Annotated in this window: 16 protein-coding genes and 1 pseudogene; 10 read left to right on the forward strand and 7 right to left on the reverse strand. The window is 68.2% G+C overall.

Features of this window, described 5'->3' with window-relative positions:
• Window positions 1-74: 74 nt before the first annotated feature.
• Complete coding sequence (locus tag ACWDTF_RS23750) at window positions 75-1,733, reverse strand: VanW family protein (RefSeq protein WP_449755169.1); 1,659 nt, start codon at window positions 1,731-1,733, stop codon at window positions 75-77.
• A 351-nt stretch (window positions 1,734-2,084) separates the two neighbouring features.
• The gene (locus ACWDTF_RS23755; protein ID WP_449755170.1) at window positions 2,085-3,380 is read right to left on the reverse strand and encodes an acetyl-CoA C-acetyltransferase; all 1,296 of its coding nucleotides are present in this window, start codon (window positions 3,378-3,380) and stop codon (window positions 2,085-2,087) included.
• 154 nt (window positions 3,381-3,534) lie between these two features.
• Between ACWDTF_RS23755 and ACWDTF_RS23760 the strand changes: the two genes are divergently transcribed.
• Window positions 3,535-4,896 (forward strand): 3-oxoacyl-ACP reductase, encoded by a 1,362-nt coding sequence (locus ACWDTF_RS23760; protein WP_240862559.1) that lies wholly within the window; start codon window positions 3,535-3,537, stop codon window positions 4,894-4,896.
• Window positions 4,896-5,819, forward strand: coding sequence for a MaoC family dehydratase (locus tag ACWDTF_RS23765; RefSeq protein ID WP_240862557.1), 924 nt, complete (start codon window positions 4,896-4,898; stop codon window positions 5,817-5,819). Before ACWDTF_RS23760 ends, ACWDTF_RS23765 begins: the two co-directional genes overlap by 1 nt.
• A gap of 150 nt (window positions 5,820-5,969) precedes the next feature.
• Here ACWDTF_RS23765 and ACWDTF_RS23770 read toward each other — a convergent pair whose 3' ends face one another.
• Both ACWDTF_RS23770 and ACWDTF_RS23775 read right to left on the reverse strand, forming a co-directional pair.
• Window positions 5,970-6,578 carry a TetR/AcrR family transcriptional regulator gene (locus tag ACWDTF_RS23770; protein ID WP_240862555.1) on the reverse strand — a complete coding sequence of 203 codons (609 nt, stop codon included), beginning with the start codon at window positions 6,576-6,578 and terminating at the stop codon, window positions 5,970-5,972.
• Window positions 6,579-6,666: 88 nt separating this feature from the next.
• A complete protein-coding gene (locus ACWDTF_RS23775) occupies window positions 6,667-7,869 on the reverse strand; it encodes a glycoside hydrolase family 3 N-terminal domain-containing protein (protein WP_449755171.1) in 1,203 nt (400 codons plus the stop codon).
• Between the two features lie 29 nt (window positions 7,870-7,898).
• Between ACWDTF_RS23775 and ACWDTF_RS23780 the strand changes: the two genes are divergently transcribed.
• Window positions 7,899-8,489, forward strand: coding sequence for a universal stress protein (locus ACWDTF_RS23780; RefSeq protein ID WP_374248062.1), 591 nt, complete (start codon window positions 7,899-7,901; stop codon window positions 8,487-8,489).
• 18 nt (window positions 8,490-8,507) lie between these two features.
• Here ACWDTF_RS23780 and ACWDTF_RS23785 read toward each other — a convergent pair whose 3' ends face one another.
• Window positions 8,508-9,563 carry a zinc-dependent alcohol dehydrogenase family protein gene (locus ACWDTF_RS23785; protein ID WP_433256778.1) on the reverse strand — a complete coding sequence of 352 codons (1,056 nt, stop codon included), beginning with the start codon at window positions 9,561-9,563 and terminating at the stop codon, window positions 8,508-8,510.
• A gap of 154 nt (window positions 9,564-9,717) precedes the next feature.
• Here ACWDTF_RS23785 and ACWDTF_RS23790 point away from each other — a divergent pair, with 154 nt between their 5' ends.
• The 4 genes and pseudogenes from ACWDTF_RS23790 to ACWDTF_RS23805 form a co-directional block, all read left to right on the forward strand.
• Complete coding sequence (locus ACWDTF_RS23790) at window positions 9,718-10,722, forward strand: GlxA family transcriptional regulator (RefSeq protein ID WP_449755172.1); 1,005 nt, start codon at window positions 9,718-9,720, stop codon at window positions 10,720-10,722.
• Window positions 10,719-11,441 (forward strand): DJ-1/PfpI family protein, encoded by a 723-nt coding sequence (locus ACWDTF_RS23795; RefSeq protein ID WP_240862547.1) that lies wholly within the window; start codon window positions 10,719-10,721, stop codon window positions 11,439-11,441. Before ACWDTF_RS23790 ends, ACWDTF_RS23795 begins: the two co-directional genes overlap by 4 nt.
• Before the next feature lie 33 nt (window positions 11,442-11,474).
• Entirely contained in the window at window positions 11,475-11,684 is a 210-nt protein-coding gene (locus ACWDTF_RS23800) for a DUF2613 domain-containing protein (protein WP_240862545.1), read from the forward strand.
• Window positions 11,659-15,009, forward strand: a pseudogene (locus ACWDTF_RS23805) (DUF3367 domain-containing protein); the annotation flags it as partial. The gene ACWDTF_RS23800 and the pseudogene ACWDTF_RS23805, both read left to right, overlap by 26 nt.
• Before the next feature lie 890 nt (window positions 15,010-15,899).
• Here the strand turns inward: ACWDTF_RS23805 and ACWDTF_RS23810 are convergent.
• The gene (locus ACWDTF_RS23810) at window positions 15,900-17,147 is read right to left on the reverse strand and encodes an acyltransferase family protein (RefSeq protein WP_355278974.1); all 1,248 of its coding nucleotides are present in this window, start codon (window positions 17,145-17,147) and stop codon (window positions 15,900-15,902) included.
• 34 nt (window positions 17,148-17,181) lie between these two features.
• Between ACWDTF_RS23810 and ACWDTF_RS23815 the strand changes: the two genes are divergently transcribed.
• Entirely contained in the window at window positions 17,182-18,351 is a 1,170-nt protein-coding gene (locus ACWDTF_RS23815; protein ID WP_449755173.1) for a DUF3068 domain-containing protein, read from the forward strand.
• On the opposite strand, the gene ACWDTF_RS23820 is transcribed toward ACWDTF_RS23815, so the two are convergent.
• Window positions 18,293-19,471 carry a polysaccharide biosynthesis protein gene (locus tag ACWDTF_RS23820; protein WP_449755176.1) on the reverse strand — a complete coding sequence of 393 codons (1,179 nt, stop codon included), beginning with the start codon at window positions 19,469-19,471 and terminating at the stop codon, window positions 18,293-18,295. The two genes, ACWDTF_RS23815 and ACWDTF_RS23820, sit on opposite strands and share 59 nt — an antisense overlap.
• A 179-nt stretch (window positions 19,472-19,650) precedes the next feature.
• Between ACWDTF_RS23820 and ACWDTF_RS23825 the strand changes: the two genes are divergently transcribed.
• Together ACWDTF_RS23825 and ACWDTF_RS23830 are read left to right on the forward strand one after the other, a co-directional pair.
• On the forward strand, window positions 19,651-20,622 hold the full coding sequence (locus ACWDTF_RS23825) for an HpcH/HpaI aldolase/citrate lyase family protein (RefSeq protein WP_449755174.1): 972 nt from the start codon (window positions 19,651-19,653) through the stop codon (window positions 20,620-20,622).
• A gap of 10 nt (window positions 20,623-20,632) precedes the next feature.
• Window positions 20,633-22,336 carry a hypothetical protein gene (locus ACWDTF_RS23830; protein WP_449755175.1) on the forward strand — a complete coding sequence of 568 codons (1,704 nt, stop codon included), beginning with the start codon at window positions 20,633-20,635 and terminating at the stop codon, window positions 22,334-22,336.
• The last annotated feature ends 12 nt before the right edge of the window (window positions 22,337-22,348 follow it).

A 22,348-nucleotide genomic window follows, 5' to 3' on the forward strand; every position in this document is an offset into this window, starting at 1 on the left:
ACCGTGTCGAGATCAACCAGCGAGGAAATCACCGCGTCGACATCACCCAGCGTGGGGCGCGGCGGTCCGACCGTTCACACGCACTTGACGATGGGCTCCGGGGCGTAGCGGACAGTGCGGGTGTGGCGCGAGATCTCGGCGCCGGTGCGGGCGTCGCGGATGATCCGGGTGTTCGACGTGGTGAACCCCTTGCTGCCGCTGCTGGCGATGCAGTCGTCGCCCTTGGGGACCGAAACACGTTCGGGCGCAGTGATTGCGGTGCGTTCACCGGTGATCGATTCCACCTTGACCGTGGTTGTCGACCACATGCGCACGGTCACCGACGAGGACGACCAACTCGTCTCGATGTAGATGCCGTGTCGGGTGTTGTTGCGGAACTGCAGGTCGATGGCGCCCTCGAACACCGTCGCCTCCCGCGCCTCCGGATAGCGCGAGATGTAGTAGGCGTGCTCGGTGTGGTCGACGTCCTCGAGTCCGGCGAAGTACGCCGCGTTGTAGAGCGTCGTCGCGAACTGCGAGATGCCGCCGCCGACTGCCTTCGCGGCGCGTCCGTGGTCGATGATCGTCGACGTCACATAGCCCTGGGCAGAGCCTCGCGGACCCGTATAGGTGTTGAGCGAGAACACCTTTCCGGGCAGGACCACTGCACCGTCGACCTCGGCCGCGACGAGACGGATGTTCTCGCCCGACGCACTGCTGAAGTCTCCGGTGGTGTATTCGCTCACCACCTCCTTCACCCCGAGGCGTCGCGCTCCGGCAGTGGTGAGGCGTGGTGGCACCACGTCGTAGACCGCTGCCACCGTGCGGGCGCCGTCAGCCGACACCGCTTGTGCGGCAATGGCGTCGGCGGTCTTGGTCCAGTTGATCCGTGCGCCGTCGACCGACGGGACCACCCGTGGTGCGCCACCGGTGACCCGGAACGACGCATTCTTCGCGATGCTCTGCGAGCGGGCCAGGTCGCCGTTCAGCAGACCTTTCGCCACACCCGGGTCGACGCGCGGCACCAACCCGCCACGGCCGTCGGCGACAAACGTGAGGATCGAACCGAGTTGCTCCGGCGACACCTCGACCTTCACGTCACGGCGCCCGGTCACCGTCAGTTCGCCGGCGGTCGCACGTTTCGCGACTCCGGCGACGGTCGCGTCAACCACCTCGGAAGTGACCGAGGGCGAGAACGGCTCCATCGGCAGGTGGACCGGTGCTCCGTCCAGCCAGCGACTCATCAGTACGTCGGCCGCCCGGTCACGTGCGATCCGCAGGCCCGCGGTGGGCCGGTCGGGTCGGGGCTCGGCACCCGCGTAGTGCACCCCGCCCTCGATGGCGGCGCGCTCGAGGACCCTACGCTCGGCGTCGAGCGCGGCGTCGAACGTCTTGCGGTCGAGTCGGACGACCGGCGCGACCTCCGGGCCCCGACCGACGATCCCGAGAAGGCGCACGACGGGGTTGCGCAGCGGGGTCAACAGACGGTCGCGGGTGGCCTCGGCATCGAAGGTGAGGCCGAGTTCGGTGGCGGTGAATTCCACGGATCCCGAGTCCGTCGCGATGACCACCGGTTGTCCGGCTCGACGCGTGAGCTCGGCCAGCGCCGGTTCGAGTTCCTTGCCGCCCTGGTTGCCCACCTCGATGCCGGCGATCGTCGCGCCACGGGCCGAGACAGATCGGGTGAGGACGACGTCGGTGGCCAGAACGAGACACAGCACGGCGACGACGACGACAGCCACACGAGTGGCCATGCGTGTTCTCCGAGCGCCTGTAGTCACGACTCCAACCATAATTTCCGACGAGCGGAGATGAACTGTCGTGCGGACCACAGTGGGCGGCGACGACAGTGAAGAGTCCCGAGGGCCTGCGCTTCACCCCCGAGAAAGCAGGCGCTCCGGCCGAGCTGTCGGGTCGGGGGTCTGACAGCCCAGCCGGAGCTACTGGTATGTCTACGCTACTTTTCGTTTCGTTACATCCCCTGTGGGCACATTTCCCGAGATTGTGACGAATTTCCCCTTCCATCTCGGGCCATTTGAGACGACTTCGTGTCAGAAGTCTCGACAGTCCCCGATGAAGTGTCCAAAACCGGGATCGAAGGTTCTCTAACCCTCGATGATCGCCGTGACACCCTGCCCGCCGGCCGCACAGATCGAGATGAGGGCGCGTCCGCCACCGTTCTCCTTGATCTGCTTGGCGGCCTGCGCCACGATGCGTCCGCCGGTCGCGGCGAACGGGTGGCCCGCGGCCAGCGACGAGCCGTTCACGTTCAGCTTGGTGCGGTCGATTGACCCGAGCGCGTTGTCGAGGCCCAGCCGCTCCTTGCAGTACTCGTCGGACTCCCACGCCTGCAGGGTCGCGAGCACGACCGACGCGAAGGCCTCGTGGATCTCGTAGAAGTCGAAGTCCTGCAGCGTCAGCCCGTTGCGCTCGAGCAGACGCGGGACGGCGTAGGTCGGGGCCATCAGCAGCCCGTCGGGTCCGTTCACGTAGTCGACGGCCGCAGTCTCGGAGTCGACGAAGTAGGCGAGGACGCCCAGCCCCTTCGCATCGGCCCACTCGTCACTGGCGAGCAGGACGGTCGACGCGCCGTCGGTGAGCGGGGTCGAGTTGCCCGCCGTCATGGTCGCGTCGCCGAGCGAGACGCCGAACACCGGCTTGAGCTTGGACAACTTCTCCACCGAGGAGTCGCCACGGAGGTTCTGGTCGCGGATCAGTCCGCCGAACGGGGTGATCAGGTCGTCGAAGAACCCGGCGTCGTAGGCGGCGGCCATCTTCTGGTGGCTCGCGGCGGCCAGCGCGTCCTGGTCGGCGCGCTTGATGCCGAACTCCTTGGCGGTGATCGCGGCGTGCTCGCCCATCGACATGCCGGTGCGGGGCTCACCGTTCTGCGGGATCTCGATGCCGAGTTTCGGCAGCAGCTTCAACGCAGCGAGCAACTGGTCGGCGGTGTTGCGGGCGCGGTTCACCTCGAGCAGCTGACGCCGCAGGCCCTCGCCGACCGCGATCGGGGCGTCCGATGTGGTGTCGACGCCACCGCCGACGGCGACCTCGTAGCGGCCGCGGGCGATGCCGTCGGCCACCGTGGTGATCGCCTGCAGGCCGGTGCCGCACGCCTGCTGGATGTCGAAGGCAGGCGTGTAGGGCGAGAGTGCCGAACCGAGCACCGACTCGCGGATGAGATTGAAATCACGCGCGTGCTTGAGCACCGCACCGCCCGCGACCATGCCGAGCTGCTCGCCCTGCAGGTTGAACCGGCTGACCAGGCCGTCGAGAGCTGCGGTGAACATCTCCTGATTGCTGACCTTGGCGTATGCCTTGTCCTGCCGGGCGAACGGGATGCGGTTGCCGCCGAGGATCGCAACCGGCCGCTGCGAACGGGTCTTGGGTGTGTAAGCCACTTCGAACTCCCAGGGTGGTGTTTGGTATCTATAGCGTATTCTTACTCTTGAGTAAGTTCGTTGTCGAACGCCGCTCACCCGAGCGCGCTCGTCGCAACACCCCATGCTGCACCGCAGCGTCCCGCGCCGCCGAGCCAAATCAGAGGAGATTCACGTGGCCGCCAACGGAAACACTGGCCTGTATTCGAGCTTCGTCCACTCCGGACCGGGTGCCTTCATCGCCAAACAGGCTGGTCTGCCGGTTCCGCCGGCGCTGCGCCGGTTCAAGGCATCGGAGCCCGCACTGGCCGGACCGGTGATCCTCGGCGGTGCCGGCCGGCTCGTCGAACCGCTGCGCGAGATGCTCACCACACCGGACTACACGCTGATCCAGAACGCCACCACCGGCCGTAGTGCCGACAAGTACGGCGGCCTGGTCTTCGACGCGACCGGCATCACCTCCCCCGCCGATCTGCGCCAGCTGTACGAGTTCTTCCAGCCCCTCATGCGCTCGACCGCGCCGTGCGCACGGTTCGTCGTCATCGGCACCACCCCGGAACTCGTCACCAGCCCCGACGAGCGGGTCGCACAGCGCGCGCTCGAAGGCTTCACCCGCTCGCTGGGCAAGGAACTCCTAAAAGGTTCGACCGTCCAGCTCGTCTACGTCTCCCCCGACGCCAAGACCGGTCTCACCGGCCTGGAGTCGACGCTGCGGTTCGTCCTGTCGGCCAAGTCGGCGTTCGTCGACGCACAGGTGATCCGGGTGGGTGCCGGCGACGCCGTCGCCCCCGACTGGGACAGGCCGCTCGAGGGCAAGGTCGCCGTGGTGACCGGCGCGGCCCGCGGCATCGGCGCAACCATCGCCGAGGTTCTCTCGCGCGACGGCGCGCACGTCATCTGCGCTGATATCCCGGCCGCCGGTGAGGCACTCGCCGACACCGCCAACAAGGTCGGTGGGACCTCCTTCCCGCTCGACGTGAGCGCCCCCGACGCCGGCGCGAAGCTGGCCGAGCATGCCCTGGAGCGTCACGGCGGCATCGACATCATCGTCAACAACGCCGGCATCACCCGCGACAAGCTGCTCGCCAACATGGACGCCGACCGCTGGAACGCGGTGATCTCGGTGAACCTGATCGCTCCCCAGCAACTCGTCAGCGCCCTCGTCGAGAAGGACGCCATCCGTGCCGGTGGCGCCGTTGTGGACGTGTCGTCGATCGCCGGCATCGCGGGCAACCGCGGCCAGACCAACTACGGCGCGTCCAAGGCCGGTGTGATCGGACTGGTCGACGCCTACGCTCCGCTGTTGGCCGAAAAGGGCATCACCATCAATGCGGTGGCACCCGGCTTCATCGAGACCAAGATGACCGCCGCCATCCCGCTGGCCACTCGCGAAGCCGGCCGTCTGATGAGCTCGCTGCAGCAGGGCGGGCAGACCGTCGACGTCGCCGAGACCGTCGCCTACTTCGCCAATCCGGCGTCGAATGCGGTGACCGGCAACGTCGTCCGCGTGTGCGGCCAGGGGTTCCTGGGTGCCTGATGTCGAAGACCATCACACTCTCGCAATCCCCGAGCACCGGCGAGGTCTACGGCAAGGCCATCACCGGACTGCTGCCGGTGATCGGTAAGCCGGCCAAGGTCGCCCCCGACGCATCGGTCCCCGACACGCACTATCGGCTCGCCGACGTCCGCGTCGATCCCGATGCGCTGCAAGCATATTGCCGGGCCACCGGGCAGCGGTTCTCCTCGACCCTGCCGCTGACGTACCCCTTCGTGCTGCAGTTCCCGCTCGTCATGAAGCTCATGACCTCGGCCGAATTCCCTTTCGGTGCAGTCGGTTCGGTGCACATGACGAACACCATCGAGCGTCGTCGGCCGATCGGCGTCGACGAGCCGCTGACGATCGTCACGCACGCCGAAAACCTCCGCGAACACCGAAAGGGCCTGCTGGTCGACGTCATCAGTGAGATCAGCGTCGGCACCGAGCCGGTCACGACGCAGACGGCGACGTTCCTCAAGCAGCAGCGGACCAGCTTGTCGGATCAACCGCGCGGGCCGGAGCCGAAGGCCGCGACGCCACCGCCGCCGGACTCGATCCTGGCGGTGGATCTCGGACGCATCCGCGAGTACGCCGCGGCGTCGGGCGACCGCAACCCGATCCACATGGGCAACCTGCCTGCCAAGGCGTTCGGCTTCCCGAAGGCGATCGCCCACGGAATGTGGAGTGCCGCAGCGGCAATCGCAAACGTCGAAGCACAGTTGCCCGGCGAGGTCACCTACGACGTCCGGTTCGGAAAGCCGATCCTGTTGCCCGCCAAGGTGAATCTCTACACGCGGCGCATCGACGGTCCCGGCGCCGGGAGCGGAGCGAGCGGGCCAATTGTTACCGGGAATTTCGACATCTCGATTCGCGACCGGCGCAAGGGTTTTCCGCACCTGACGGCAACGACGCGGGGGAGCTGAGCTGGAAGCCCCCACCGCTGGCTGTGCGAGCCTGCGAGCCTCGAAGCCGCTGGCGAGATGACATTGCCGTCTCACCAGCCCTTCGAGGCTCGCTCCGCTCGCACCTCAGGGAGCGGGTGGGCGGCTCCGCGGGGGGGGCTCAGGGAGCCCTCACGCCGAACGGTCGGTGCCGATGCCCTTCAGGCCGCGCCAGACGATGCCGACGAGGAGGTCGGTGGCGGTGTCGAGGTCGACGTCGCCCTCGGTGATCCGGTCGGCAACCGCCTCCGAGGCGCCGACGAGGGCGACCGCGGTGAGTTCGAAATCGATGTCGCTCGCACCCTCGACGGTGGTGCCGGCCTTGATGAGTTGGGTGACCATCTCGGTGACCCGCTGGCGGCTGTCGCTGACGATCTGGGCGAAGCTCGCCGTGCCGATCGCGACACGATAGAGCACCCGCCAGGACTGCCGGTGCTCGTGCACGAACCGCAGGAACTCCTTGATCACCGTCCGGGCCTGTTCGCGCTGCGACAGATTCGGGTCGAAGCCGACACTCATGGCGTCGATGAACAGTCCCGACTCGCGGGCGATGCACGCGCTGAACAGCTCTTCTTTGGAGCCGTAATACAGGTACAGCATCGGCTTGCTGATCTGCGCCTCGGACGCGATGGCGTCCATCGAGGTCTCGCGGAATCCGTTCTGCGCAAACACCTTCACCGCAGCATCCAGCATCTGCTGCTCACGTACCGCCCGGGGAAGTCGCTTGGTTCCGCCCGACATGACCACCTCCTGCGCAACGCGCCCCGACCACTGCTGACGCTATCCGACAATACCGAATAACTTACCGGAGAGTAAGTTATTGGCGGATTCAGCAGTTGACGACGCCCTTGGCCCGGAAGATGCGCAGCACCTTTGCGTTGAGCCGGGGAGGAGCCAGACGACCGGCCCGCACTGCACGCTCCAGGGTATCCAGAACCGACCCGACGCGGTCGGTCGACAGCCACAGCGCGACGTCGCCGCCGGCGAGGATGAACTTCTCGACCGCCTGCTCGATCGGGTACTGCGCACTGATGGCGGCCATCCCGGACAGGTCGTCGGAGAAGATCACGCCGTTGAACCGTGGGCCGTTGTAGCCGACGCCTGTGCGCAGCATCTGGATCGCCGGCCGGCTGATGCTCGCCGGCAGCCCGTTGGTCAGCCCCGGCACGATCAGGTGCCCGACCATGACCGCGGCATCGCCCGGATTCTGCAGCAGCGTGCGGTAGGGGACGAGGTCGCTGGTCTGCAGTTGCGACAGCGGCGGGGTCCGGACCACACCGAGATGTGAGTCGCCCGAGCCGTGCCCGTGACCAGGGAAATGCTTGTAGACGGGCGTGATCCCGGCCGCCTGCAGACCGGCCGCGTAGGCGCCCGCATACTTCGTCACGGTGGCCGGGTTGTTGCTGAACGAGCGGTCGCCGATCACCTCGTTGTCGGACTCGTCGCTGACGTCGACGACGGGTGCGAAGTCGACGGTGACCCCGAGGTTCCTGAGTTTGCGTCCGACCTCGGTCGCGATGGCCTTCACCTGCGCGGGGGTCTTCTTGGCCAGCTCGCGCGCCGACACCCCGTCGATGCCCAGCGACGACAGCCGCGACACCCGACCCCCCTCTTGGTCGACGGTCACCATCAGCGGGATCTTGGCGGTACGCGAGATCCGGGCGGCCGCGCCACTTTGGAGGATCGATTTGTCGGTCCAGCTGCCGACGAAGATGCCGCCGATCTGTTCGGAATTCACGATCGACTGTGCGTCCGCGGTACCGGTGACCCCGACCGTGATCAGCTGCGCCAGCTTCTGGCGCACCGTCATCGAGTTCAATTTGTCTGCGCCACAACCGGTTACCGGGGGAAGGCGAACGGGCACCACGGCCGACGAGGACGAGGAGGACGTCATCGCGTACGCCGACGTCGTGGTACTGCCAGCCCCGGGAGGGGTGTCGGTGGCGCACGCCGCAACGGCGACGCACGTCAGGACGAGGAGCCCGTGGGCGAGGAAACGAGGGATCGCGCGGCGGCAGCGAGTTGAACCCATGGCTCGAGTCTGGCATGTAACCTGGACGAATGGACGTGGGGTCCATTCCGAACAGGTCCGAGCCAGCCCCCGGTGGCGGTCAGACGGACCCTGGCACAGTGCCCGCCGAGGCCAACGGATCTCGAACTCACCAGGTTCTGATGATCGCCTACGACGGGTCGCCCAACGCCGACCGCGCCATCCGGTACGCCGGAACCTTCCTGCGCGCCGACACCGCATATGTCGTCACCGCCTGGCAGCCGGGCAGCATGTCACCCGCTCGCCTCTCGACCCTGTCCGGTGGCATGCAACCGTTCATCGACACCCAGCTCGACACCGGCGTCGACCAAGCACTCCAGTCCGAAGCGGAGAGCATCAACGCCCGCGGGGTGGAACTCGCCACCCAGTGCGGTCTCACCGCGCGGGGTTCGCTCGTCGAGGTCGAGTCGACGGTGTGGGGTGCGCTGGTTGCGGCGGCTGACGCGCTCGACGTCGACCTGCTGGTCACCGGCACCCGAGGCGCATCGGGTCTGAAGGCGCTGCTGCGCTCCAGCGTCGCCGAGCGCGTCCTCAAACACTGCTCCCGGCCGGTGTTCATCGTGCCCGCCAAGTGCGAGAAGCAACCGCCGGTCACGCTGTAGGCACACCACACCGGGTGATCACACAGCGCTGATGATCACTTTCAGCGCGTGTTCGTCGGCCGCATTCGCGAACGTGTCGTACGCCTCGTCGAACTGGTCGAAGCCGAACCGATGGGTGACGAAGCGTTCCGGCGCGATCGTCCCGTCGCGGGTCTGATCGAGCAGTTCCGGCGCGGTCGTCGCGTTGACGAGCCCGGTGGTGATGGTCAGGTTGTTGATCCAGTCACGTTCGATCGGGAACTCGACGCCCTCACCGTGCACGCCGACGTTCGCGACATGTCCACCGGGCCGCACACTCCCGAGTGCCGTGAGGAACGTCCCCGGCAATCCGACGGCCTCGATCGCGACGTCGACCCCGAGGCCGTCTCGGCTCAAGCCCTTCAGTTGCTCGACGACGTCGCCGCCTGCGCCGACATCGATGGTGTCGGTGGCCCCGAACTCGCGGGCCTGTTCGAGCCGGAACTTGTTGCCGTCGACCGCGATCACCTTCGACGCTCCGACCGCCTTGGCGGTCATGACCGCGGCCAATCCGACCGGTCCGACGCCGACGATCGCGACCGTGTCCCCCTCCTTGACCGCGCCACTGAGCACACCGATCTCGTAGCCGGTGGGCAGGATGTCGCTGAGCATCGCACCCTGCTCCGGCGTCACACCGTCGGGCAGCGGGATGAGTCCGTTGTCGGCGAACGGGACGCGCACGTATTCGGCCTGGGTGCCGTCGATGAGGTGTCCGAAGATCCACCCGATGCCGCCGACGGTCTGGCAGTGCGACGTCAGCCCGGCCTTGCAGTAGTCGCAGGTACCGCACTTGGTGATGCACGAGATGATCACCCGGTCGCCGACCTTCACCTTCTCGCACCCCTCGCCGACCTCGGTGACCACGCCGACGCCCTCGTGACCGAGGATGCGACCGTCGGTCACCGCGGGCACGTCACCTTTGAGGATGTGCAAATCGGTTCCGCAGATCGTAGTGGTCTGGACCCGCACGATCGCGTCGGTCGGAGCGTCGAGCACGGGATCGGGCACCGTCTCCCAGCTCTTCTTCCCGGGTCCGTGGTACACCAGCGCCTTCATTGCCGCCTCCGTTCGAGTCCCCTTGGCCGACGCTAACCGTGGCGCCCGGGCAGGGGTGTCTCATCCTGAGATCGGCGGCCGGAAGGGTGCGATGTCCTGATCTGTGGGGTCCATGGCCTAGACGCCACGACGATCCGTCCGAAATCATGTACGTATGACCCGATCCGTGGTGGTGTTCGGCTTCCACGGCGTGCAGCCCCTCGACATCACCGGGCCGGTCGACGTCTTCACCACCGCGTCGGTGGCGCTGCACGGTCAGGGATACCCCGACGAGGGATACACGGTGACCCTCGTGTCGGAGGGCGGGCAGCCGGTGTCGAGCGGGTTGGGACTCCAGTTCGTCGCCCATCCGTTGCCGGACGCCGGCGCTCCGATCGACACGCTGGTGTTACCCGGCGGCATGGGGGTCTTCGACGCCCGACGCCGTGCCGAGACGGCCGATTGGCTGCGCGGGGCCGCCGAGGGCGCGCGACGGGTGATCACCATCTGCACGGGTGCGTTTTTCGCCGCCGAGTGCGGCCTGCTCGACGGCGTGCGGGCAACCACGCACTGGTCGGCGGCCCAATTCCTCGCCGACGAGTACCCCGCCATCAACGTCGACGCGGATCCGATCTTCATCCGCAGTTCGGATCGGGTGTGGACCGCGGCCGGCGTCACCGCGGGGATCGACCTCGCGCTCGCCCTCGTCGAGGACGACCACGGCACCGAGATCGCCCAGATCGTTGCCCGGCACCTCGTGCTGCACCTGCGCAGGCCCGGCGGTCAGTCGCAGTTCGCCCCACCGATCTGGATGCCCCGGGCCAAGCGTCGGCCCATCCGCGACGTCCAGGAAGCGATCGAACACGATCCGGGAGCCCCGCACCGCATCGCCGACCTCGCGACCCGCGCGGCCATGAGTCCTCGCCACTTCACCCGGGTGTTCACCGACGAGGTGGGCGAGTCACCGGGCGCCTACGTCGAGCGCATCCGCACCGACACCGCGCGCCGTCATCTCGAGGAGTCCGACGACACGACCAGTGCGGTCGCCGCGCGCAGCGGATTCGGATCGGCGGAAACGATGCGACGGGTGTTCGTCCGACGCCTGGGTATCCCACCCGACCAGTACCGACGCACGTCCCGCACCGCATCCGCCGACAACCGAGCAGGAGTTGCCCCATGACCCAGATCGCCATCGTCGTCTACCCGCAGTTCACGGCACTGGATTTCGTCGGACCGTACGAGGTGCTGCGCGGCCTGCCCGACGCGGAGGTCCGGTTCGTGTGGCACGAACCGGGTCCGATCACGGCCGACTCGGGGGTTCTGGTGGTCGGCGCGACGCATTCGTTGTCCGAGACGCCGCACCCCGACATCGTGCTGGTGCCCGGCGGACCGGGGTTTGCACAGGCCGCACGGGACGAGCGCCTGCTGAGATGGCTTCGTGAGGCGCACACGACCGCGACGTGGACGACGTCGGTGTGTACCGGATCGATCGTGTTGGCCGCGGCCGGCCTGCTCGAGGGCAAACGCGCGACCACCCACTGGTCGTCGCTGGCCGGCCTGTCGCTCTATGGCGTCACCGCGGTCTCCGATGAGCGCATCGTCCGCGCCGACGACGACAGTTCCATCGTCACCGCTGCCGGTGTGTCCGCGGGCATCGACTTGGCCTTGTGGCTGGTCGGTAAGGTGGCCGGCGACAACCGAGCGCGAGCGATCCAGCTGTTCATCGAGTACGACCCGCAGCCGCCCTACGACTCGGGCCATCGCAGCAAGGCATCGGCGTCGACGGTGGCTCGCACCACCGCACTGCTGTCCCGGGACTCGCTCAAACCCGCGATCATCGGTTCGGCGACGGCACTCGCCTGGGAGGGCGCGCTGCGCAGGGTTCGCGCCCGTCGATGAGTTCTGTCGAGCGGCGATGGTAGTTTCGTCGCCATGAACTCCTCCCGTACCAGGTACCTCATCGCCGGAGCCGTCGCTGCGGTCTCGGGCATCGTGGTCGGCGTCGGTGCGGTGTTCCTCGGTGGGCTGCTGGCGGCCGAGACCAGCCCGTCGACCGACCTCAACCGCATCAACCCGAACAACGGATTCGTGCAGGGTTCTGTCGACTACGGGTCACGTGGCGGCGCCGGCGAGAACAACTGAGTCTCGCATCGCTGGGACGACCGGACGGCTCTCGGTCCGGGGCGTCGGAATCGCCGGTTTCCTCGCACTCCTGATCTGTCTGCTGCAATCGCCCGGACAGATCGCCGCCGACACCAAGCTCGACCTCACCGCCAACCCGATCGGATTCCTGACCCGGGCGGCTCACCTGTGGTCGCCCGACGCCCCGATGGGGCAGGTGCAGAACCAGGCCTACGGCTATTTCTTTCCGCACGGCGCATTCTTCGCTCTCGGGGAGTTCGCACACCTGCCGCCCTGGATCACGCAGCGCCTGTGGTGGGCGCTGCTGCTGACGATCGGATTCGTCGGGGTGGTGCGTCTTGCGGAAGCGCTGCGCGTCGGATCACCCGCATCGCGGATCATCGCCGGCGCCATCTTCGCGCTCAGCCCGCGCGTGCTCACCACGCTGGGGTCGATCTCGTCGGAAACGCTGCCGATGATGCTCGCGCCGTGGGTGCTGGTGCCGATGGTGCGAGTGCTGGATGGCGGTGGGGGCATCCGGCCGGTGTGGCAGGAGGCGCTGCGGTCCGCGGTCCCGGTGGCGTTGATGGGTGCGGTGAACGCGGTGGCCACGTTGGCGGCGCTCGGTGTGGCGATGGTGTGGTGGCTGATGCACCGGCCCGGCCGCCGCATGCTGCGCTTCGGTCTGTGGTGGGCGGTCGGACTGCTGCTCGCCTGCGCCTGGTGGGTGGTGCCGCTGCTGATCCTGTCCAGGGTGAGCCCACCGTTCTTGGACTTCATCGAGTCGTCCGGCGTGACCACACAGTGGACGTCGCTCACCGAGGTGCTCCGCGGCACGAGCTCGTGGACTCCGTTCGTGTCATCGGAACGTGTTGCGGGCGCCGTGCTGGTGACCCAACCCGCCGCGGTGCTCGCGACGGGCACCCTCGCTGCGGCCGGACTGGCCGGACTGTGCATGCGCCACATGCCATTCCGGTCACGCATGGTCGCGCTCGTGGCACTCGGCCTGGTGCTGATGTGTGTCGGGTTCGCCGGGCAGCTCGGCTCACCGATCGCCGACGACGTTCGCGCCTTCCTCGACGGCGCGGGCGCACCGCTGCGCAACATCCACAAATTCGAACCCTTTGTGCGCCTTCCCCTCGTGCTCGGTGTGGCCCATCTGCTCGCCCGCGTCCCACTGCCGGGGACCGTGATTGTCCGGGAGTCGCTGTCCGCCTTCGCGCATCCGCAGCGGTCGCGTCCGGTCGCGGCGACGGTGGTGGTGGTGGTCGCGCTCATCGGTGCGGGTTCGCTGATGTGGACGGGTCAGCTGGCCCCGGCGGGTGCGTATCGCGAGATCCCCGGCTACTGGCAGCAGACCGCGACGTGGTTGTCGACCCATGCAGCCCAACCGGATTCGGCCCGGCAAGCACCCGCGCGTGCGCTGGTCGTTCCCGGAGCGCCGTTCGCCGACCAACTCTGGGGACTCACCCGCGACGAACCCATGCAACCACTCGGCGACACTCCCTGGGCCGTACGCGACGCCATCCCGCTGACACCGCCGTCGGCGATCCGGGCGATGGATTCGGTGCAGCGCGCCATCGCGAATGGTCGGGCCTCGCCGGGGCTTGCCCCGACGCTCGCGCAGCAAGGCATCCGATATGTGGTGTTGCGTGCCGATCTCGCACCGGACACGTCACGCTCGGCACGACCGTTACTCGCGCAGCACGCGCTGACCGGTTCCCCCGGGATCCGCCGAGTGGCCGTCTTCGGACCCGACGTCGGGGCACCCGAGCTACGTGACGTGGTGCGCGACAACGGACTCAGGCCGAAAATGCCTGCCATCCAGATCTTCGAGGTGGCGGCGACCGGATTCCCTGGCACAGGTCCGATCCTGGTCGACACCGACGGCATGGCCCGGGTGGCCGGCGGCCCGGAGTCGTTGGCACAACTGGACGACGCGCGCACCCGACTGGGACTGCCGCCACTCGGCCCCTCGCTGTTGGCCGCCGACGCACGCCGCGCCGGCCTCCCGGACGCGCCGGTGATCGTCACCGATTCACCAGCCGATCGCGAAACCGACTTCGGGCGCGTCGACGACCACACTTCGTTTATCCGCTCGGCGGGCGATCCGCGTCGGACCTACAACGCGGTTCCCGACTACCCGGTCGAGGGGCAGTCGCTCGTCTCCGGAGAGTGGTTGTTGGACAACCGGTCCGGTGAGGTACGGGTCGGCGTGTCCGGGTCGGCGGCCGACGCGACCCAACCGGGACAGACGTCTCCGGCGAACTCGGCGGCCGCAGTCTTCGACGGAGATCCGCAAACCGCTTGGGTCAGTGCGGGATTGCAGTCTGCCGTCGGACAGTGGATGCGTCTGTCGTTCACGCGCCCGCAGTCCGATCTCACGCTGAGGATCACCACCGCAAAGGCCTTGGGTCCCGACGTCAGCAGCGTGGTGGTGGCCACCGAGGCGGGCAGTACCGTCGCGTCGGGCCTGAAACCCGGCGAGCCCGTGACCGTGACGGCCCCCAGCGGACCGACCCGGTGGGTGCAGATCCGGGCGCTGCAAACCGCGAACGGCTCGGCCGGCAACCAGTTCGCGCTCGGTGAGGTGTCGGTGCGCGACCTTCGGTCCGGATTGCCGATCACCATCCGACACCGGGTGACACTCCCGCCGCTGGCGCCGAACACCACTGTCGCACAATGGCTGCTGACCCAGGAGCTGAGTGGCCGGGCGTCGTGCGTGGCCGACCCGGCCGCCGACGTGGCGCGATGCGCCCCGGGGCTGGGACTCGCCGCCGAGACCCCGGGCATCTTCACCCGCGCACTGCAGGTTCCGCAGCCGACACCGGTCACCCCCGCGGTGGTGTTACGCCCCCGCCCCGGCGACACACTCAACGCGCTCCTGTGGTCGGCCGGCCAGATCGTGGCGACCGGACCGTCGGCCGTCACCGACCCGCGCGGCGGACCGAGCGCGGCCGTCGACGGCGACCCGTCGACGGTGTGGACGGCACCCGAACCTGCGAAGGAACGTAAGAAGGGCGAGCGCCCACCGAAAGCCGATCGGGATTCCACCGAGCCGCGGCTCACCCTCGGACTCCCCGCACGGCAGCGCGTCGAGTCCCTGCGAATCGTTGCGCCGCAGGGCTATCCGTCCGCCCCGACCCGCGTGGCTGTCGATCTGGGCACCGGTCCGCAGATCCGGGACGTCGGGGCCGGCGGCGTCGTCCGCCTCGACCCGGCCGACACCGATCGGATCACGATCACCGTCCTGCGCCAGCGTGACCTCATCGAGGTGAACAGCCTCGGCTTCGCCACGCAGGCGCCACCAGGGATCGCCGAGATCGAGATCAACTCGCGGACGTCCGTGCCGCCGGCGGATCGCGCGATCGACATCGGCTGTGACCGAGGCATCGGAATGACGGTGTCGGGACAGGTCATCGGACTGTCGGTGCAGACCACCGCCGACGCATTGCGCAACGGCGAACCGGTGGTGGCGCGACCCTGCTCGAGTGCGCCGATCGCGCTGGGCGCCGGCGAGCAGGAGTTGTCGGTCAATCCTGGTGGGGCGTTCACTGTGGATTCCGTTGTTCTGCAGTCTGGTTCGACGACAAGAGTTTCACAGACCGAACCGGCTGCGGTTCGGGACTGGTCCGCGGTCGACCGGTCGGTGACGGTGAATGGCGTTGCGCACCAACGCGTACTGGTGATCCCCGAGAGCACCAACGCCGGTTGGCAGGCCCGCCTGGGGGACAACGAGCTGACCCCGATCGTCGTCAACGGTTGGCAGCAGGGGTGGGTGATCCCCGCGGGTGCCTCGGGAACCGTCCAGCTCACCTACCGCTTCGATTCGCTGTACCGATGGGCGCTCGTCATCGGCCTGATATTGGTCGGCGCGTTGCTCATCGCGGCGTGCTGGCCCCTGCCGCCGGCTGAGGTGCGAGCCTGCGAGCCTCGAAGCCCTGGTGAGAGGACACTGCCGTCTCACCAGGCCCTACGAGGCTCGTCGCTAGCGCTCCTCGCACCTCAGGGAGCGGGATTCTTGGCGTCTGCAGGTGTTGCGACACTGTCGATGTCGTGGTTGCTGTCGGGTTGGTGGGGTCTGGCGTTCGGGATCGGGGTGGGTGCGCTCGCTGCCGTCCTGCGACCGCGCACAACGGTCGTGCTGTGTTTCGTGTCGATGATGCTGACCACCGTCGGCCTCGCCGCCGGACCATGGCATTCGCCCAACGGCTACAACGGGTTTGCGTGGTGGGTTCAGTTGCCTGCGCTGATCGCGGTGCTGCTCGCCGCCTGGGCGGCGGTGTGGTCGGTCGTCGAACCGGATCTCTCCGACGACGAGACGCCGCTCTCCTGCCTGCGCAACCAGCGTCGGGCCGGTTCTTCGACAAAGGCGTAACTCGCTGCCGCAACACCGATCGTGAGGACGACGGTGATGGACCAGACCAACAGCGTGTCGCCGCTGAACGGGACGATGCCGAACAGTCCGAACACCACCGCGAGAACCGCGAGGTGCCAGATGAAGATCCCGTAGGACCAGCGTCCCAGGGCGAGCATCACCGGCGAGGTCAGGATGCGGAACGGCCCTGCCGAACACACGAGCGGCGCCAGCAGCGCGTATCCGCACAGCGCTCCGAGCACCATCTTCGTCGCGAACTGCAGGTTGGTGAGCGCGCCCAGTCCGGTCGGTCCGGCCAGTGGTGTGCATGCGAGCGCGTAGGCCACCACGAGGACGCCGAACATCAGCCGTCGTCGTGCGCTGATCGAGGCGACTCGTTCGATCCACCGTGGCGCGTGGCCGCGTTCGATGGCACCGGCCACCTCGGCGAGCACGAGTCCGGCGAGGAACCACGGCAGGTGTCCGATGACCCAGTTCTTCGGCTCCACGCCGGCGGGCAGCGGCAGTGCCATGGCCGGCCAGGCCCAGGCGAGACTGACCAACCCGAGCACTGCCAGGGCCGGGATCCGCCAGTCCCGGCGGCGTCCTCTCAGGCGCAACAACGCGAGCCCGATGATCGGCAAGATCGCGTAGAACGCGACCTCCACCGACAGACTCCACATCTGTGTGAGTCCGGCCGTCAACGACAGCGGCACAAACACCTGGGTCAGGGTGAGGTTGGCCGACCAGACCGTGGCGTCGGCGCCCTGCGCGTCGGGCAGCAGGAGCAACACGACGACCACCACGACGACGTAGGCCGGCCAGATCCGCACGAACCGGTGACGCAGATAGCGTCGGATCGGCGGATGGCCGGCGTCGTCGCGATGTGCGCTGTCGACCCACGGTCGCCAGAGGAGGAAGCCGGAGAGGGCGAAGAACAGGGCGACTGCGAGGTCGAGTCGTCCGAGCACCGGGCCGAGTACGGGGATCTGCACGGCGCGGGTCTGGAAGGCGACGTGGGTGGTCAGGACCCCGAGTGCCGCGATCGCACGCATCCCCTCCAGCTGCGGATAGAACCGTCGCGCGGGCGGCGCGACTGTACTGGAGTGGGTGTCGGTGCTGGTCATGCTCCTGACAGGGTAGCCGCGTACCCTCTCGCCTATGTCGCGGCACCGATTCTCCACCGCTGATCTGATCGGTCCGACCCTGCTGTTCCTCGGGGGATTCCTGGTCGCGGTGACGATCGCGCTGCCGACGCTGTTGGCCGATCAACTGCGCCTGATCCCGCTGAGTACCGACTTCACAACCGTCGCGACCACCACCGACCCGACTCTCGCGAACGAGCCCGACGCGACGATCCTCGACGTCTGCTCGCTGAACACCCCGACCGCGCGCACCGTCGGCGCGGAGCTCGTGCGTCAGCAGCGTGTGGTGGCGGTCCAGCCGTCGGACCGGCGGCGCGTCACGGTGCAGGCCGGCACCTCCATCCAGGCCGACCATCTGCTGATCGACGGTAAACAGGTCGATCCGGCGCTGCCGCGTCCGGGCAGCACCCCGGCCGGCGATCGACCCAGCTGTACCGATCCGACGGTCGGGGCGGTGCGTGATCGGGTGACCCTCAATCGCGAGAGCGCTCTACCGGATCTGGCCGGGGGCGGCAGTTCGGAGATCCAATACGACAACCAGTCGGCGCCGGTGCCCGCACCGGATCGACGCGGCTTCACCTACCTGATGTCGTTCGACGTCAGCACCTCCGATCACGCCTTCTTCGACGTCACCACGCGTCGCACCGTGCCTCTGCGCTACATCGGCGACGGCCAGGTGTCCGGGCACGACGTCGCACGATTCACCGCACTCGTCCCCGACACCGACCTCAACACCGTGCCGGGCGCGGCCACCACCAACCGGCCGACCCTCATCACCCGGCCCGCGTCGTGGTTCGGGGTCGGCGGCGACCCGGCCCGTCAACTCACCGCGACGCTGCACCACCGTTCCGAGTGGGAACTGTCGGTCGACACCCGCACCGGCCTGATCGTCGACCAACACATCAGGATCGACGAGTCGTACCGGTTCGACGGCCGGACAGCCGGTGTCCCAACGGATTTCGCGCTCCCTTACCTGCGCGCGACGTTCCGCTACGACGAGCGGACCCGCACCGAGATGACCGCACGGTCGTCGGACCTGGCCAACCCGGTGGTGATCTGGGGACGGCTGGTGCCGATCGTGACGGGTGTCCTCGGTGTGGTCCTGCTGATCGTCGGGCTGCTGTTGCTCAATCCGGCTCGGCTGCCGGAGAGGATTCGACGGCGGCTGTCGAAGACCGCGAACTGAGCACGTAGACGGCGGTCGCCGTGGCCGCGACGGTCCCGGCAATCGCCGCCGTTGCCGCCAAGGTGACGATCGACCCGACGACGGTGACGATCACCACCACTTCGGCGGCCACCACCGCCCACGTCAGCAGAGCGACCAGGGTGTGGTCACGCGCAATCGCCGACAGCAGCGTGACCTGCAGGACCGACAACACCGCCCCCGTGTACGCGAACAGCCACAGGATGGGTACGAGAGCGCGATAGTCGTCGCCGACCACCAGCGGGACCAGCGGTCCGGCCAGGCCGGCGGCGACGGTGAGGACAACTCCGATACCGGCCACCACGGTGACCGCCTGTCGCAGTGAGTCGCCCGACTGTGCGGGGTCGGCGAGACGCGGATAGAAGACCACGCCGATCGCCTGCGGCAGCCAGAAGGCAACCTTGGTCGCGATGGCCCCGAGCGCGTACACACCCGCGTCGTCCGCGCCGAGCGCCGTACGCGACAGCAGCAGATCGATCGACGACGCGACGATCAGCACCAACTGCACCTGGGAGGCGCGCAGCACACTGCGTGCGTCCAGGGATGTCGTCGGCTCACTGCGTGGATGTAGACGGTCGACGCGGGTCATCCACACGCCGAGCCAAACCACCGCCACCGACGCCCCGGCGCCTATCGTGCCCGCGAGCAGTGCCCCGGCCGGGCCCGCCCCGAGCGCGAGCACCCCGATCACCGGCAACGCACGCAATATCCCGACCACACCGAGCAGCCACGCCAACGCCCGGAACTCGCGTCGACCCTGCACCATCCCCTGACCGGCCGCGATCAGCGCCAGCAGCGGCGCGGCACTGAGCGCAGCCGCTGTGGTCGCGATGGACGCGCGCGCCAACGCAGCCACCACCGGAACGGCAACCGCAGCGAGAACGACAACCAAAGCAGTGGTCTGCACGGTGACCGTGCGCAGACGACGCTCGGAGCGGCCGAGGACAACCTCCCGGGCGATGACCGCCTGCAACGCGAGCGCGGGTACACCGAGCACGAGCATCGCCGAGAGCAGGACCGCGAACTCGCCGTACTCGTCGGTGGTGAGGAACCGGCCACCGGCGAGCAGGTGAACCAGGTACATGCACACGTTGGCGACCATCGAACCGATCGCCACGGCACCGACGGCATTGACCGTCGAACCGCGCTGCGAGCCGGACGCCGGGTGTTTCACGCCACCCAGTGTGGCCCACCTGCACGGAGGTGCTTTGCACCGACCACACGGCATCGGGAACGATGGAGCGGCACGCGACCACGCATTCCTACTTTCGAGAGAATCGGATGTACGACGAGACCACGACCTACGAGTCCGATACTTCAGACGCCGGGTTCCGCATCGACCCGGTGCTGGCCCGCAGCTGGCTGCTGGTGAACGGCGCCCATTACGGCAAGTTCGAGGCGGCCTCACGGTCGCGTGCCGACATCGTGGTGCTCGACATCGAGGATGCCGTCGCACCCAAGGACAAAGTTGCCGCCCGCGACAACGTCGTCCGCTGGCTCGGCCCCAAAGACGCTCCCGGCGCCGGTGACAGTCGGCCCGCTCGCTCCGCTCCCGGCGCCGGCGCAGGCGAATGGGTACGCATCAACGGTTTCGGCACACCGTGGTGGGCCGACGACCTCGAGGCGCTGTCGACGACCGCGCTGGGCGGTGTGATGCTGGCGATGGTGGAGTCCGTCGACCACGTCACCGAGACCGCCAAGCGCCTGCCGGATGTCCCCATCGTCGCGCTCGTGGAGACCGCACGTGGACTCGAGAGGATCAGCGAGATCGCCGCGGCCAAGGGAACTTTCCGGCTGGCCTTCGGCATCGGCGACTTCCGGCGCGACACCGGCTTCGGCGACGATCCGGCGACCCTCGCCTACACCCGATCACGATTCACCATCGCCGCCAAGGCGGCTCACCTGCCGAGCGCCATCGACGGCCCGACGGTGGGGTCGAGTGCCCTCAAGCTGAGCGAGGCCACGGCAGTCAGTGCGGAGTTCGGCATGACCGGCAAGATCTGCCTCTCACCAGACCAGTGCGCGCCCGTGAACGACGGTCTGTCGCCGTCGCAAGACGAAATCAGTTGGGCCAAAGAGTTCTTCGCGGAGTTCGAGCGGGACGGTGGTGAGATCCGCAACGGCTCCGACCTCCCGCGGATCGCCCGGGCCACCAAGATCCTCGATCTCGCACGCGCGTACGGCATCACCGCGTCGGACTACGAGGACGAGCCCGTGCACCAGCCCGCGCCGTCGGACACCTACCACTACTGAGCCGCCCGACGTGAGGAACGGCCGCCTGCTTCCCGTGCTGTACATCGTCAGCGCGGGCCTGACGGCGGTGATCGCCGGTCCGCTGCTCGGGGCGCTCGTCGGGATCGGGCCGCGGCATCTCCTGTACCGCGACGCGGTGTCGACGCCCCGCTCCTACGCCACCGACGCCGCACTCGGCATCGGCGACCTGCCGCCTCGCGCGGTTCCGCAGGACTGGCTCGTCGCGATCGTGAGTCGGGTGGTCGACGGCGGATGGTTCGTGGTCGCCGTTCTCTTGTCGGCGCTGGTGTTTGCCGGTGTCGGATACGGACGGCTCGCCCATCGTCTGGTGCCGCAGGCGGGACGTGTGGGGGCGGTCGCCGCTGCGGTGATCGCTCTCTGGAATCCATTTGTCGCGGAACGACTTCTGCAAGGCCACTGGGGTCTGTTGGTTGGATATGCAGCGCTCGCGTGGATCGTCGTCGGCGTCGGTGATCTCGTGGCTGCACCGTCCGCGCTGCGCTGGTGTCAGCTCGCGGGTCTCGTCGCGGTGGCCGGGTTGACGCCGACCGGGTCCGTGCTGGCGGCCGTTGTGTTGGTGACTGCTTGTGTGGCTTACGGTTTCCGATCTCGTTCCGTGCTGGGGGTCGTAGTCATCTGGATCGGGAGTGCCGCACCGTGGTTGGTGGCGGCGCTGGTCGGCGGGGCGGCCACGACGACGGGATCGGCGGGCGTCGGCGCGTTCGGGTTGCGCTCGGAGCCGTGGCTCGGTCCGCTCGGCACCGCGCTCGGCCTTGGTGGGATCTGGAACGCCGACGCGGTGCCCACCAGCCGCACGGTCGGGTGGGCGGCGGTGGCGACCGGGTGCCTGCTGGTGGTCGTGGCCATCGGGGCTATTCAGGTGTGGCGAGACCGTGTCTTTCGGTGGCTGGTCGTCTTGGCGCTGGTGGTGGTGATCCTTGTGGTACTCAGCAGCTTTGGGCCGGGTCGCGCTGTGCTCGAGGCGGTGGTCGACGCTGCGCCGGGCGCGGGTCTGCTGCGTGACAGCCAGAAGTTCCTGGCGCTCCTGATGCCCGCGTTCGCGGTTGCCGCCGCAGGTGTGATCGTCGCGCTGCGACGCCTGGTACCCGCGGGGTTTGCGCTTGCTGCAGTCATCCTGCTGGTGGTGGCTCCCCTCCCCGATCTGGCCTGGGGGGTCGGCGGTGCGGTGCGCCCGGTCTCCTTCCCGGCGGAGTGGTCGGCGGTCGCGCGGATCGTGCCCGCCGACGCCGGCGCGGTTGCCCGCTGGCCGTCGAATACCGTGCGCCGGTACGCATTTGCCAATGAGGTGTCACTCGACCCGGCTCCTCGCATGCTGCGCGCGCCGGTGGTCGAATCCGGACGACTCACCGTCGACGGTCAGGAGATCGACCCGCCGTCGGCCGCCGCGGTGAAGGTCGAGAAAGTTCTTGACACCGAGGGCGATCCGTCGGAGCTCGCCGATCTCGGAGTCGGCTGGGTGCTCGTGGATGGTGATTCGCCGCCCGCACGGGTTGCACGACTCGACCCAGTGTTCACCGGAGACACGTTGCGTCTCTATCAGATTGACGGAGCGCAGACGCCGAAGGCATCTTCCGGCGCGCGCGCCGCAGCGGTGACCGCGCACGTGTTGTGGCTCGCGATGATCCTCGCGGGCGCTGCGGCCTGCGCCGTCCAGGCAGTCCGCGCTTTCCGGCGGACGGATTCCGCTGGTTGATCTCGACACGGC

This window comes from Gordonia sp. NPDC003422, assembly GCF_053588675.1.